This window comes from Streptomyces sp. NPDC059499 (genome assembly GCF_042749285.1).
In the GTDB taxonomy this organism is placed as follows: domain Bacteria; phylum Actinomycetota; class Actinomycetes; order Streptomycetales; family Streptomycetaceae; genus Streptomyces.
In genome coordinates this window covers 438,153-451,097 of sequence record NZ_JBHYTT010000004.1, presented here as the reverse complement: position 1 = coordinate 451,097, position 12,945 = coordinate 438,153, and the positions used below count along the sequence as shown (strand labels likewise).

13 protein-coding genes and 1 pseudogene are annotated in these 12,945 nt (G+C 66.9%); 5 read left to right on the top strand and 9 right to left on the bottom strand.

Annotated features, from left to right (window positions below):
- Nucleotides 1-133: 133 nt before the first annotated feature.
- The 4 genes and pseudogenes from ACFW9O_RS13780 to ACFW9O_RS13765 all read left to right on the top strand — a co-directional run bounded on the left by ACFW9O_RS13780 (nucleotide 134) and on the right by ACFW9O_RS13765 (nucleotide 3,549).
- A complete protein-coding gene (locus tag ACFW9O_RS13780; RefSeq protein WP_384608932.1) occupies nucleotides 134-1,657 on the top strand; it encodes a hypothetical protein in 1,524 nt (507 codons plus the stop codon).
- Between the two features lie 143 nt (nucleotides 1,658-1,800).
- Complete coding sequence (locus ACFW9O_RS13775) at nucleotides 1,801-2,328, top strand: GNAT family N-acetyltransferase (RefSeq protein WP_384608711.1); 528 nt, start codon at nucleotides 1,801-1,803, stop codon at nucleotides 2,326-2,328.
- Nucleotides 2,329-2,470: 142 nt separating this feature from the next.
- The gene (locus ACFW9O_RS13770) at nucleotides 2,471-2,977 is read left to right on the top strand and encodes a DinB family protein (protein WP_384608709.1); all 507 of its coding nucleotides are present in this window, start codon (nucleotides 2,471-2,473) and stop codon (nucleotides 2,975-2,977) included.
- 40 nt (nucleotides 2,978-3,017) lie between these two features.
- A pseudogene (locus ACFW9O_RS13765) lies at nucleotides 3,018-3,549 on the top strand (transposase).
- 27 nt (nucleotides 3,550-3,576) lie between these two features.
- Here ACFW9O_RS13765 and ACFW9O_RS13760 read toward each other — a convergent pair.
- A complete protein-coding gene (locus ACFW9O_RS13760) occupies nucleotides 3,577-3,882 on the bottom strand; it encodes a barstar family protein (protein WP_384608706.1) in 306 nt (101 codons plus the stop codon).
- 99 nt (nucleotides 3,883-3,981) lie between these two features.
- On the opposite strand from ACFW9O_RS13760, the gene ACFW9O_RS13755 reads away from it, so the two are divergent.
- Complete coding sequence (locus ACFW9O_RS13755) at nucleotides 3,982-4,386, top strand: hypothetical protein (protein ID WP_384608703.1); 405 nt, start codon at nucleotides 3,982-3,984, stop codon at nucleotides 4,384-4,386.
- Nucleotides 4,387-4,677: 291 nt separating this feature from the next.
- On the opposite strand, the gene ACFW9O_RS13750 is transcribed toward ACFW9O_RS13755, so the two are convergent.
- From ACFW9O_RS13750 to ACFW9O_RS13715, 8 genes are all read right to left on the bottom strand, one after another.
- Complete coding sequence (locus ACFW9O_RS13750; protein ID WP_384608701.1) at nucleotides 4,678-5,751, bottom strand: hypothetical protein; 1,074 nt, start codon at nucleotides 5,749-5,751, stop codon at nucleotides 4,678-4,680.
- Between the two features lie 622 nt (nucleotides 5,752-6,373).
- Nucleotides 6,374-6,970, bottom strand: coding sequence for an HAAS signaling domain-containing protein (locus ACFW9O_RS13745; RefSeq protein ID WP_384608698.1), 597 nt, complete (start codon nucleotides 6,968-6,970; stop codon nucleotides 6,374-6,376).
- Entirely contained in the window at nucleotides 6,967-7,341 is a 375-nt protein-coding gene (locus tag ACFW9O_RS13740; RefSeq protein WP_351180029.1) for a PadR family transcriptional regulator, read from the bottom strand. The genes ACFW9O_RS13745 and ACFW9O_RS13740 overlap by 4 nt, the downstream gene beginning before the upstream one ends.
- Nucleotides 7,342-7,632: 291 nt before the next feature.
- Nucleotides 7,633-8,490 (bottom strand): aldo/keto reductase, encoded by an 858-nt coding sequence (locus ACFW9O_RS13735; protein ID WP_384608929.1) that lies wholly within the window; start codon nucleotides 8,488-8,490, stop codon nucleotides 7,633-7,635.
- Between the two features lie 503 nt (nucleotides 8,491-8,993).
- Nucleotides 8,994-9,965, bottom strand: a complete 972-nt coding sequence (locus tag ACFW9O_RS13730; RefSeq protein WP_384608695.1) for an SMI1/KNR4 family protein — start codon at nucleotides 9,963-9,965, stop codon at nucleotides 8,994-8,996.
- A gap of 88 nt (nucleotides 9,966-10,053) precedes the next feature.
- Nucleotides 10,054-10,533 (bottom strand): hypothetical protein, encoded by a 480-nt coding sequence (locus tag ACFW9O_RS13725; protein WP_351168219.1) that lies wholly within the window; start codon nucleotides 10,531-10,533, stop codon nucleotides 10,054-10,056.
- Nucleotides 10,534-10,725: 192 nt separating this feature from the next.
- Nucleotides 10,726-11,430 carry a DUF6000 family protein gene (locus ACFW9O_RS13720; RefSeq protein WP_384608692.1) on the bottom strand — a complete coding sequence of 235 codons (705 nt, stop codon included), beginning with the start codon at nucleotides 11,428-11,430 and terminating at the stop codon, nucleotides 10,726-10,728.
- A 259-nt stretch (nucleotides 11,431-11,689) separates the two neighbouring features.
- Nucleotides 11,690-12,649 carry a DUF1152 domain-containing protein gene (locus tag ACFW9O_RS13715; RefSeq protein WP_384608689.1) on the bottom strand — a complete coding sequence of 320 codons (960 nt, stop codon included), beginning with the start codon at nucleotides 12,647-12,649 and terminating at the stop codon, nucleotides 11,690-11,692.
- Between the last annotated feature and the right edge of the window lie 296 nt (nucleotides 12,650-12,945).

Here is a 12,945-nt window from a genome sequence, read left to right as displayed (position 1 = left end):
CACAGCCAGGGCCGCGGCCACTGCAAACAAGGCCCCTGCAGGGTGGTCGGTGACCGTCACTGAGCGCTGCCGGCCGCCTGCTGGCCTCGAAATCCACGAGCCCTCCGGTCAAGGTCCATGCATCATGCCTTCTGTGAACCATGTCCTGTGCGGGCTCGCTGCCAATGCGGCTCTGCCGTCCGAGCTGGTCGACCGGCTGATCGCGGTCGCGGACGCCGATATCGCCGCGGACCTCGCCGGTCGCCCGGACCTCAGCCCCGCGCAGGCGGTCGCGCTGGCCTCGGCCGTCGAAGAGAGTGCTGTGCGGCTTGCGTACGAGGGCAGGCTGACCGCCGCCGACGTTGATCCCGCGGCACAGCCTCGCGCCGCCCTCGCCCTGCTCGAAGAGGGCGCCGGTGGACCGGAATGGGCTCGTCTCCTTGCGGCCGATCCCGTTGTCGGGCATCGGGAGAAGCTGGCCGCCTGCCCCGACCTCCCGCCCGATGTGGTGGAGATGCTCGCCACGGACTCGGACGTGCGCGTCGTCGCGGAGTTCGCGCTGTGGACCACGCCTGATGTGACCGCCAGGCTTGCGGGACATCCGCATGCCGAGGTCCGCCGCGCTGTGGCGGCCAATGAGGCGACGCCCCCCGCCGTACTGGCGGCGCTCATCAGCGGCAAGGGGCTGCCTCCCGCGCAGCAGTGCCTGGTCTGCGACCGCGAAGATCCGCCGTTCGTACATGATCCGCAATGCTCACGGCTGGACTGCGATCTGCTGCCGGGCGCCTCCTGCGACGGCTCGCACGAATCCACCGTGCACAACTTGCTGCATGCGGCACTGCAGAACCCGGCCACGCCCGTGAAAGCCGTCGTCGGCTTCGCCGACCATCCTTCGATGCTCCTGCGCTGGGCACTTGCCGCCCGCCCCGGCCTGCCCCCAGAAGTGTACGCACGGATCGCCGTAGATCCCGTTCCCGGTGTCCGCGCCGACCTCGCCGCGAATCCCTCGATCGGCGACGACCTGATCCGCGCCCTGGCCGACGACGATGACCACACCGTGCGGCGACAGCTCGCGCACAACCCACACGTACCGCTCGACGTGCTGACCCGGCTTGCAGGCATGACCACCGTCGGCTCCACCCTGCTGCCGCGGATCGCGTCCGCCTCGCCCACCGAGGTCAGGGAGCTGGCTCAGTCGCCGAACCCGGCCGCGCGAATGCTCGTGGCCCAACGACGGGACCTGCCAGCCGAGATCCGCGATTCGCTGGCCACCGACCCCGACGCGAAAGTGGTCAAGTCCGTTGCTCCGCACCCCGGCCTCCTCGAATCGCAGCTGCGCGCCATGGTCGTCCGGCACGGAGTCCGGGTCATCGCCAAAGTGGCGGCCAACCCGGACGCGACTCCGGCCCTGCTGGAGTACCTGACCCGACACGAACCACCGGTACAGAAGGCATTCCGCGAGATCGCACGGCACCCCAACGCGACGGCACCGGCGCTGGTCGCCTGCTTGGCGGACCATCAGGCGAAGCCGATAGCCGCCGGTCATCCGGCACTTCCGCCTCTGGTTGTCGCCGAGCTGCTGACCGACCGGGACGGTCAGGTGGCCGAAGCGGCGGCAGCCAACCCGTCGTTGCCGCTCGCCGTGATGGCGGAACTACTGCCCCAGGGCGTCTCATGAGATACGGAGTCACAAGAGACGATGCTTCAAGCGAGTTGGAGAATCACCAAGCGAAGAACCACTCGATCACCCAGCGGGCGCGGAGCGAACAGCCTCGCATAGGCTGACTGTCACATCCGACGTAACGCGACAAGGATCAGTCCATGGGCAGCAGCACCAGGATCCGCCTGATCGAGCCCACGGACGCCGCTCCGATCGCTGCGCATCGAGTGCGGGACTTCGAGGCCTTCCGACCGTGGGAACCGACCCAATCGGCCGACTTCTTCACCCCGGAGGGCCAGGCAAAGCGCATCGACAACCTGCTGGCCGGATACCGGGCCGGTACGATCTGGCCGGGTGTGGTGCTCGCCGACGACCAGGTGATCGGGCAGGTCACGGTCGGAGGCATCCTCCCGCAGCCGCACCTGCGCCGCGGATCCGTCGGATACTGGATCGCCGGCATCGCCCAGAATCAAGGGCACGCCGGACACGCCGTCGGACTTGTACTCCAGGTGATGACGGACGAACTCGGGTTGCACCGCGCCGAGGCGTCCACCAATCTGGAGAATCTGCCGTCGCAGCGGGTGCTGCGCCGCAATGGATTCAGTCCATACGGCGTCGCGCACTCCTCGATCTTCCTCGATGGAAGCTGGCGGGACGGGCTGCTGTGGGAGCGGATCCTCGGCGACTAGGGCCCGTGCGGCGGATCGTGCCGGGCCCATCGCGACGTTGAATCGCTGTGTCGACCCGCCGGACCAGGAGCTGGGTGGAACCGATTGAGCCCGGCGATAAATACCTCGACATCGATCGTGGTGATCGGAGACGCTTCGCGCGATGACCAGAATCGACGACACACCGCCTGCGTGGGACGAGCGCACCCAGCTCACCACGTTCCTTGACTACACACGTGACACCGCGCGCGCCAAGTGCGACGGCGTCTCCGCCGAGAACGCCCACAGGGCGGTCCTGCCGGGCTCACCGCTGATGACCATGAGCGGAGTGATCAACCATCTCCGCTGGGTCGAGTACTACTGGTTCCAGGTGGTCTTCCTCGGCGAGGAGGACCGGGGCCCCTGGACCGAGGAGGACCCCGACCGCGAGATGCGTATCGCCGTCGAGTTCCCGCTCACGCAGTTGCTCGACGAATACGCCGAACAGAGTTCCCGCTACCGTGAACTGGTCGCCGGGAACAGCCTGGGCACCAAGGCCGAGCGAGCTGTCCGCAACGGCCTCCACGTCGATCTGTGCTGGATCCTCCACCACCTCACCGAGGAGACAGCCCGTCACAACGGACACCTGGACATCCTGCGCGAAATGCTCGACGGCACGACCGGTGACTAGATCGTGTCTCTTTGATGGGTCGGTCAGTTGATCGGTCCGGTTGGTGATCAGTGATGCATGTGGTCCCGGATCGAGCCGCATATGCCGGCCGATCCGGTCCGTGGACGGCGGTGGGCCGACCACCATCGGACCCTTGACGCCATCGCGTGAAAGTACCGAATGTGCTCGCCCTGGCGCGATCTGTCCGAGGAGCTCGGGTCATTTCAGACCGCTCACGAGCACCTGATCAGATGGGCTGTCGACGGCGCTTGGGAACGGATCTTCGGCGTCGTCCTTGCCGCAGCGGACGCCGATGACGAGGTGGACTGGACCGTCTCCGTGGACTCCCCCGTCTGACGGGCTCACCAGCAAGCTGCCGGTGCCAGGAAAGGGGAGCTCCCGGTCGGTCCGAACCCTCAGAGGCCGTCCACCGGGTTTCGATGCTGAGGCATACAAACAGCGCAACGCCGTCGAGTGGCACATCAACCGCCCTGGAACAATGGCGAGGTTTGGCGATGCGCACCGACAAGCTTGCCCTGGCCTACAGGGCGGCCCTGCATCTGGCGGCCATCTTGATCTGGGCCCGCCGCTGAGTCGGGAGGAACGGCCACACGCGGCGATCAGGACGGCTCGTGCACGACCAGTCGCGACTGCCGCCCCGCAAACGTGCTTCGCAGGGCCCGGGCCTCACGGTTCCGATCAGCGAAGACTCCTTGCTTCTCCACGTGAACCACCAGGACGTCGTAGCTGTCGATGACTTCGGAGATGCCTCGGGACTGAATGGTGTCCCGCCAGGCCTCGATGTTCCGGCCGAACCACTCCGGCAGTCCACAGGGCTCGGCGACGGCGTCCCAGAAGCCATCGAGCGTCTCGATCGACCGCCCCCGCAGGTCAACCACCAGCTCCGACTCTGTCTTCTTGGCCATCGCAGCAGAGTAACCAACCCTCACCCAACGGGGCAGGGATCCAAGGAGAGAGGCTCTTGGGCCTGACCGGGCGGATCATGATGATGGCAGAGTGCGATCATGAGTTACAGCATCTACCTGCTCCGGTTTGTGGAGGGTGAGGTCGTCGCCCTGGACATTGAACGGTTCCGGCAGGCGACAGCGCCGTACGTGGTCGAGGGCAGCCAGGAGGAAGACTTCTCCCAGCTTCGCGCGGAAGACGGGGGCGAGGCGGATCTCTACCACGCGATTCGTGGCGAAGAGGGCATGTCATGTGTGACGGCGACGCACTTCGCACGTGGCGCGATGAGCGGCGTGATTGTCCGGCTGGCGGCGGCCCTCGGGGCCTCGATCGTGCCCCAGGACGGAGACCCGCTGATCTTCCATGAAAACGATCGCCTTCATCTTCCAGCGGACCTTCAGTGGAGGGCCCTTGTCGTGATCCCCACGGCGGAAGCATTCGAGGCGGCACTCGGCGCGCTTTGAGCGAGTCTGCCCTGATGGAAACCTCTGGTTCTCCTGCTGCACGGATCAGGGACGGAACCAAAGGCGGATCGCTGCTGCGGTAACGCGGTGACTGTGCCGTGGTAAACGTAGGCCCGCTTGCCTTAGCGGGAGGTCGAGCGCACCACCAACTGGATCAAGAATTCCCGGGCCGCCGCGACCTGTGTGTTGTCTGTGGGGTGTGAGGGTGCCGGGATGCCGTCGGTGATGGGGTTGCTGAAGGAGCGTGAACGCGCCGCTCGGCAAAGGGTGAAGGTCCTGCGGGCGGCAGCATCACGACATCGAAGATGCCACCCAACGGGCGGTGACACAACCGTCGTCTCCAGGCACGACCGCCTCGAGGCACACCGCGTCCTCTGCCGGCCACAGGAAGAGCCCGAACTCCTGTCCTGGGGGTAGGGCACCGTCGTACGGCAAGGGGTCATCCCATCTCACGGTGACGGTGCGGAGTTCCCTGTCGCCGGGCAGCGGGAAGATCACCACGTCTGCGTCGTCATCGTCCGAATGGGCCCGTCGTGCGGCCTCCACGGCACGCGCGACCTCGCCTCGAGAGGTCGCGTGGATCTCCGGATCGATGAAGGCGGAGATCAGGGCCTGACGTTTCACCGATGCGGCCACCGAAGAGAGGTCGTCGGCTGCCACCAGCCACAACCGGCGACCGAGCATTCCGTCGGCCCAGCGCTCCACGACAAGCGTCCGGGCTTCCTGCTGCTGTGCGGACGACCTGACGGCCAGCCCCTCGGCCACCTCTGTCCAGAAGGCGTCGTCGGCGTGCCGCGCGACGTGCGCTTCCTCGTCTTCGTCCTGCTCCTGGTATTCCAGGACGAAAAGGCCCATCTCCTCGATTTCGTCGAGAGACGGGAGGGCTCGCTCAGGGATCTGTACGTGCATGTAGAAGTCGAAGCCCATCATCATGCACATCTTCTCGCTCTCGAACCAGGCAGCGGGAGTGCCTCCGGACATGTGCCCTCTGAGCATCCGCAGGGCTGAGGTCTTGTCGAGGATTCGGCCCTCGTACACCTCACCGAGCCAGGCCGGCGGAGGGCTGTGCAGGAAGACGTTTCGCAGGGTGAAGTGCGAGGCGCCGGCCGCTTTCGCGAGGACGTCGGCAGCCGCAATGTAGCGGTCCTCGGTCCGTTGATACTCCTCAGCCGTCAGGATGTGCCCGTCGAAGGACGCGCCGATGTCGGAACGGTCGGTCCAGTCGTCGATGTCACCGCGGCGTCTGGCCTCGTCGTACTTGCAGAGGACGAAGGAGTGGAGCTTCGCGGGGCTCGTATCAGGGCGCGCCCCGTTTCCGTGGCCGACGGGACTGTTCTGACAGTCGGCGTCTTCGCTGCGTGACATGCGTCGGAGCTCCTCTGGGCGCGCTGCGGTTGTCGTCCGCGCCGCACGTCGTGTCCACCCGTGGAACCGCGCCCCGGGGCTGGGCTCGCATTGTGCGCCTGCGACCGGATATCGCGCACCTCGATATGGGGACGGTCGGTTTGCTGGAGGAGCGGAATCGGGCGCCGGAGGCGCGTTGCGGGGACGCGTCAGGAAACCGACCTGCTTCTTGCCGAGCTGCGTAGCGCGGGAGTTGGTCCGGGAGCGGTTCGTCGTGCTCGGTGGCCCAGCAACGCCGAACTGCACCTGAGGTCCTGTCCTCATGCGCGGACACGAGCAGATTCATCCGATCCGGCAGTCGCTTTCGATCACACCGCACTCAAGGCCGATAGGACAACGGCTTCTGACACCTGGTAAAAATCCGCTGACGGCAGGTGACTGAGGAAGCTTGCTGCAGGGACGTACCGTAGACGGAGAGGTGGCTCCCCGCCCACTGTGCGGGGAGCGCCCTCGCGGTGCCGTAACTCAGTTGGCGTAGGTCCTCACCCTCGTGGCCCGCCACAGCACCTGCAGAACGGCCACGCTCCGTCACTGCCTCGCAAACCAAAGCCTCCTGACAAGTCCTCAGACCGGAAGCAACGTCTCAGGCGCGACGGACCCGCCAGAGCCATGCTGCCGTGCCGGCCAGCAGAACCAGTGTCGCCAGGTTGGCAAGGAGGGCCGGGCCGTCGCCCGACGGGCCGCCGCTGGACAGGTTCCACGTGACTATGACGGCACTCGGCAGGACGGCTGCAAGCAGTACGCCGGTGGTCTTCTGGACGGCGGCCCAGTGCACCGAGGTGCAGAGAAGTACCGCGCCGGTGATGCGGAACAGGACGCCGATCACCGGCCCGGGAAGGTCGGGGAAGACCATCATGAAGGGCAGCGAGAGAGTGAGCATCAGGAGCGGGACCAGGGGGTGCACCTTGCCCCGTCGGGTGGGTGCACCGGAACCGTCTCCGCCCGTGGTCCCGGCGGCCGCGTTCCCCGACTCGGCCAGCGCGGTCGCCGCGATCGTGCGGGGGTCCCCCAGCTCCGCCAGGACCTCTCCGACGGAGGTATCCGGGCGTTCGGCGCGTGTCACCTCGATGTGTTCGGCGAGGTCGGCGAGGAGTTCCTGGCGACGTTCGGCGGGGAGCGCGGAGGTCTCGCGCTCGACGGCGGAGAGGTAGTCGCGTACGGGATCGGCAGAGGTCTTCATTCGGTGTCTCCGGTGGAGGGGTGCGAGGTGGTCAGGAAGGCGTCGACGGCGTCGCGGAAGCCGGGCCAGACGCGGGTGAACTCGTCGAGTGCGGCCCGGCCGCTGTCAGTGAGCGCGTAGTAGCGGCGGGGTGGTCCGGAGGCGGACTCCTGCCAGGTGGTGGTGACTAGGTCGTCACGGCGTAGCCGGGAGAGCAGCGGGTAGACCGTGCCCTGACTGGTGGCCAGGGCACCGGAGTTCTGCAGGGCGTGGAGGAGTTCGACGCCGTAGCGGGGGCGGTCCCGCATCAGGGCGAGTACGCAGTACTCCAGGACTCCCTTGCGTAGCTGGGCGGCTGCCCTGGCCTGCCTGGCCGAATCACCTGGTTCCATGCGATGCAAGATACCTGGTGGGGCAAGTAAATGAGAAAGGAGGGCCCGCAGATCCCCTGGACCCATCGGTCTGGAGGTGCCGGTGCCGACGACCTGCTGGGTCGTCACCAGGCCGCGATCAGGCGGGGACCGCAGCAAGACCCGCGGATCGGAAGCAACCTCGCGCAGGACGTAGTCGGCCTGCCATGCGTGCGGGACGGGGGTCGGCTGCGGACCAGCCGGGCCTGCGCTGCGGAGTCCGAGATGTTCAGTGACGCATTCGCCGGCTCGTGGTGCCCGTGGAACGGAGACTCAAGGCCCAGCAGTGCGATCGGGCTTCTCCGAAAGCCGGTTGAGGCGGTATCGCTGATCTGACGTCAGGTTGAGGTCTGCCGCCGCAAGATTCTCCTCCAGGTGGTCGATGCGGGCGGTACCCGGGATCGGGAGAATGACCGGAGAGTGCCCGAGAAGCCAAGCGAGGGCGACCTGTGTGGGGGTGCCGCCGGTCTCGGCTGCCACTGCGGCAATTTCGGCCCTCTGGCCCGACGCTCCCCACGCGACGGTCCGCCAGGGCAGAAAGGCGATCCCCGCCGCCTCACAAGCCGCGAGCACGGACTCGTGCTCGCGGTCGAGCAGGTTGTAGCGGTTCTGGACGCTTGAGACTTCGATGATCTCCAGAGCCCGGTCGAGTTCGGCAGTGGTGACCTCGGACAGCCCGATCCGCCCGATCTTCCCCTCGGTCTGCAGCTCTCGTAGCGTGCCGAGCTGGTCGGCGAGAGGTGTTTCCGGATCGATGCGGTGCAGTTGCAGCAGCTCGATCCGTTCGACGCGCAGTCGGCGCAGGCCCTGTTCGACTTGTGCGCGCAGAGTGGCCGGTCGGCCGTCCAGCCTCCACTCGCCCGACTCGGGCGACCGGGCGACGCCGACTTTCGTGGTGATGAGCAGCCCGTCCGGGTAAGGGTGCAGGGCCTCGGCGAGGAGCTCCTCATTCGCTCCCCCGCCGTACATGTGCGCGGTGTCCATCAGGGTGACGCCGAGTTCGACGGCCCGCCGGGCTACTGCGACAGACATCGCGCGTCCCGAGGCGGGCTCGGTCGGCAGGTGCATGGCCCCAAAGCCGAGCCGTCGAACGCCCAGGTCCCCACCGATGTGAAACGTATTCGATACCACCGCAGGTTCCACCCCTCATTCAACTGGTCACGCTAGCAGTGCAGTTGACAGTCCCCGCCAATGTGGGAAAGGGGGCGCTCCGGCGGAGGTCGCCCTCCCTACTCGGTGCAGGGCAGTCCCGATGGAGCAAGTTGATCGTGAGCCTTGCGACCCAACGGAGTACGGTCGGTCAACGCCACCACCGGGTGCCGGGCATCAGTCTTCTGCGCGAGCAGCACTGGTTGCCCGGGGATTGTCCGATCACCCGCAGGCAGCACACAGAAGGTGCAGCCAACCTGTGGCCCGTAGTTGGGCCGGGGGCAACTAGGTCGACGGTAGCTCATGTGGGCCGCGTCCCAGCGAGGCGAGGAGGTGGTATCGGCCTTGCGTTCGTGGGACGGTGGAGCCGCCGACGAAGGCGGCCGTAGTCATAGCCCTTGCCCTGGATGACGGTCTTCCATCGCTTCCGGCGGTGGGCCAAGGACAGCACTTGGCAACAAATCCTGACTGGGGTGGACAGATCGTCACGGGTCCACCCCCTTCCGCGTGCCTGTACGTCGGCCAGTGAACCGCTTCCACAGGGCAGCCTCATCCGCGGCGAGCGGCGGCCCCCACACCAACCTGTCGCCGATCAGTCCTGGTAGGTAGCCGGTCGCCGCCTGCGGATTCTCCAACTTGTCGGCCGTCTCCTCCAGCAGCATGCTCAACGTCTGGTCCCCGACAGTGCGCACGCACGTGTCGTCCCAGTGCCCGACCTTGCCCGTCTCGGCGTCGACGAACAGGCCATAGCTGGTGTCGGTCACCGACCATGAGCAGAGCGGAATCCATGACGGCTTCCACACCATCTCGTGTTCGGCGCTCCACCCGAGCCCCAGTTGCCGCTGGTTGTCCCTCTGCCACTGGTAGGACGTTGCCACCGTGCCCAGCGGCATCAACGCCCAGCCGTGTTCGGGAATGACACCCGCTCCTGGAGTGTCCTTGGCCCCCGCGCACAGCAGCCACAACGCCCGTAGCTCCACGGGCACACGCACCCCAAGTGCCTGCTCCAGCGCGGCGATCTCGTACGTGGACGCACCGGGCAGCAGCGCCGCGCAGGAGGCGAGCGCGTGCTGCTCAAGCCAGCTGGTGATCCGCCGCCATGCCGCGGTCACCTGTCGCGCGGCGAGCTGCTGCACGCGGGGATCCGGTGCGGCCGCGGGGGCCCGCTCGTCGCCGGCGTCGGGGAGTGGCCCGGTCGCCTCGATGTCTCGGATCTCGATCCGGTCCATGGCCAGCAGGGGCGGACCATAGGCGTAGCGCACGATCAGGGGTGGGCATGCATCAAAGGCGTCACTGTCGATCGTCGCCGCGTACAGGCCGAGCCGGCCGACACGCTCGCCCAGGCGCGGATCGTCGGCCAACTGCCGGGCCAGGGTCTTGACCGCGTACAGGACACCGTCGCCGAGCTCGGTGCAGCGAGCTCGTAGGTGGTCGGGCAGGTCGACATTGACGGTCACTGGGAAGCATGCTCCTTGCGTATGGCTCGGTCGTACCGCGGGGCGCGTTCTGTTACGACGTCAGCCGCCACCCTGTGGACTCTTCACCTCACTCGATCTCGAGGGGACCGATGCCCAGGTCCTCACGCATGCGGCGACGCATCTGAGCCATGGCCGTGCGCCGTTGCGCGATGAGGGGTTCTTCCTCGGCGGATCCGACAGCTATCCCCCGGGCGTAGGCGTCACGTATCGTCCGCCAGCTGTGAAACGCCTCATTACCTGCCGCCACGACCTGGGGCGGACCCACAAGCCAGAGGCGCTCACTCGCTGTGTAGATACCGGTGCCACGGAAGGCCTCCCGCACGGCGACGTCACGCGCCGAGTCGGACATGTGGTCACCCAAGGCGACAGCGCGTATCTCTTCACCTGCGGTCTTGAGGGCGGAAACGAACTCGCTGTATACCTCGCGCCGTAGTTCCAGCGCCTGCCTGACCCCCTCCCGCTGCCACCGATTACGATCCGCGATCAGAGTGGCCGAGATGCCGATGACGGCACCGGCCAGTGTGGAGAGCAGAGGCATCCAGTTCATGTGCAGCAGCTTGTCCGAACCGGCCCGCCAGGACCAGGGGGTCCCGCTGCGGAGGCAGCACCATCCTTGGCGAAGCGGGCGGGCACGATGGCCAGGAGGCCATGACCACACCAGCCTCGGTGGATCACCGCATCGGTGGTCGGCACGATACGGGACAGCCCTTGCCGAACACCCCCGCCAGGATGAAGCGCCCTAACTGGACCAGTCCGTCAACGCGCACAGCTCATCGATGAACCGGCTCGGCACCGAGGGCTTGAACTGGACTTCGTTCCACTGCTGCCACATGCCGCCCGGCGTGAGGAAGCGGGTGGCGTATTCGGTTCCCGCTCCGCTGTCGATGTGGAGGAGCGCACTGATTGCCCAGAGCTGGTCGTACTGGCAGTCAGGCCGTTGGAGAAAGCGCTCCAAATAGGCCGCCAGGTGCAGGGCATCTTCCTCCGTGCAGAAGCGTGCGAGCGCGAAGCAGTAGCCCTGACCGGAGAAGCACAGCCGACTGGCCAGCAGCATGTCCCCGAGCACATCTCGGAAGTACTCACGGCGGCCCGCGCCGATCAACCAGGCGGCGGTGAGGCGGGAGCGCCAATCGCCCTCCAAGAGGATCTCAAGTTCGTCGTCGGTGATCGTCCGGGCGGCTGATCGCAGAGACTGCAGGAAGGGTGCGCGTTCGTCCTCGTCGTCGTGCATGAAGTTGCCGTGGAGGAGGTGGAGATAGCGTCCGGTGCCGTTGATGGTGGGATTGACATAGCGATCGATGACGTCGAGCAGCTCGGGATCCGAGGAACGAGGAAAGCGCATGACGACATCTTCCCGTTCAAAGCGTCCGGGGACACCAGCAGTCCCGGCCTCGAGGCCCTCCTGGCCCGCCCGCTCCCCGGAGCCGGGCCTGGCGACCGCCACACCATGAACCGGAGCCTCTACGGCATGGGCCCATGTGTCACCAATGCTCTGTCGAGCCGCCTCACGGGGGAGGTGCGGCGCGGGCAAACACTCTGGGGCCGGAACAAGGCCTCTGCCGTCATCGCCCGCATCATCCAGGGGACACCGCGGAACTGACGCCCATCCGGCGAGGACGAGGTCGGGCATGCGACCGATGTCGCCCAAGGCGCGGCGGACCACTTCGTCTTGAGTCGGCAGTCGCGGCGACCGTCCAGCACGCCTAGTGCGGGAAGCGGCGAGGCGGGCGAGTCGATACGGTTTCCCGGAACTCTGCTATCCGCGAATGGACTTGGCGCATCAGGTACGTATCCTCGATGCGATCCAGGTAGAGACAGCGGTCCGCCAAGCCCGGGAGGTCGAAGGCGAAGTACAGGGACATCAGCGGATTCACGAACAACTCGCTGCCCCGGGTGCGGTCGGTGAACCGGACATCGCCGAACGACCCGCGCACGGCTGCCGCGATCGAACCGTTCACAATGCTGGGATGCTCCGGGGTGTGGTGCTGCGCGTGCGCCACCGCGTCAAGGTAGAGGGCGCCCTCACGGGTGGCGCGCGGTATCGAGAACGCGCCGAGGTAGGCACCGTCGCGGTCCAGAGCGGCGATATTCTCCAATACCTGCACGTGGTTGACCCCGTGGTAGGCGTCTACTCCGAAGCCGACCGACACGACGAGCCGGGTCGGTATGCCGTCCAGACCTGCGAGCGCCGCCACGCTGGCGAGGTCCTCCTCAGGAGTCCCGAGCCCGGCTTCGTCGCCGCGCATCAGAATGTCCGTCCCACCGTCGACCAGCACCACGGCGTCGACATCGTGCAACTCGATCAGCGCCTCGTAGGCGGCACGCAGGGGGCGTACCCCGGTCTGGGGGAAGGCGTACACGGTCGAGGCGTAGCCGTGCAGACGCAGCCACTGCGCGAGGGTCCGTTCCGGGAAATAGCTCTGGTGCAAACCAGAGTCGGGTGTGACAGCGGCCAGATCAGGAACGACCCAGTCTTCGAGCGGGAGACCGGCGAGTGCGCTGAATGAAAGGTTCGCGAGATGTACCTGCTTGCCTTGATGCAGCAGGGAGAGAGCCAACGGCAGGCCGGAGTAGATGTCGAAGCCGCCGCCCGCACCCGCGACAAGGATCCGTTCGGCATCGGCGAGCCGGGTGAAGAGTGGGTTGGAGTGGAGGAGCGTCATGATGACCATTGTCCGGACCCCCACCCCCGAGCGCCCCCGATTTCTCGCCCTGAGACGAAGCCACCGAGTAACCGGATACCCCTCCAAGGGCGACGGCGGCCCGTCCCATCGGCTCCCCCCGCGAAGAGCGCCTCTGCTGCGCAGCTACGCTCCTCGCCGCGGGCCGTCGCCGAATGAGCTTCCAGGCTTCGCGATGCCCATCCGGCGAAAGCGGGCCCCAGGGCCGACATCAGCCCCTCGGGCTCCGCCGGGCCGCCGGGACTCGGTCGTACCCCTCGTCAACAGCCCGGCGTCCC

Excerpts from the sequence above, each read along its gene's own strand:
- ACFW9O_RS13725 (WP_351168219.1), bottom strand. The coding sequence starts at position 10,533 with ATGAACTGGATGCCTCTGCTCTCCACACTGGCCGGTGCCGTCATCGGC.
- ACFW9O_RS13740 (WP_351180029.1), bottom strand. The coding sequence starts at position 7,341 with ATGGAACCAGGTGATTCGGCCAGGCAGGCCAGGGCAGCCGCCCAGCTA.
- ACFW9O_RS13715 (WP_384608689.1), bottom strand. The coding sequence starts at position 12,649 with ATGACGCTCCTCCACTCCAACCCACTCTTCACCCGGCTCGCCGATGCC.
- ACFW9O_RS13750 (WP_384608701.1), bottom strand. The coding sequence starts at position 5,751 with ATGTCACGCAGCGAAGACGCCGACTGTCAGAACAGTCCCGTCGGCCAC.
- ACFW9O_RS13775 (WP_384608711.1), top strand. The coding sequence starts at position 1,801 with ATGGGCAGCAGCACCAGGATCCGCCTGATCGAGCCCACGGACGCCGCT.
- ACFW9O_RS13770 (WP_384608709.1), top strand. The coding sequence starts at position 2,471 with ATGACCAGAATCGACGACACACCGCCTGCGTGGGACGAGCGCACCCAG.
- ACFW9O_RS13745 (WP_384608698.1), bottom strand. The coding sequence starts at position 6,970 with ATGAAGACCTCTGCCGATCCCGTACGCGACTACCTCTCCGCCGTCGAG.
- ACFW9O_RS13755 (WP_384608703.1), top strand. The coding sequence starts at position 3,982 with ATGAGTTACAGCATCTACCTGCTCCGGTTTGTGGAGGGTGAGGTCGTC.
- ACFW9O_RS13760 (WP_384608706.1), bottom strand. The coding sequence starts at position 3,882 with ATGGCCAAGAAGACAGAGTCGGAGCTGGTGGTTGACCTGCGGGGGCGG.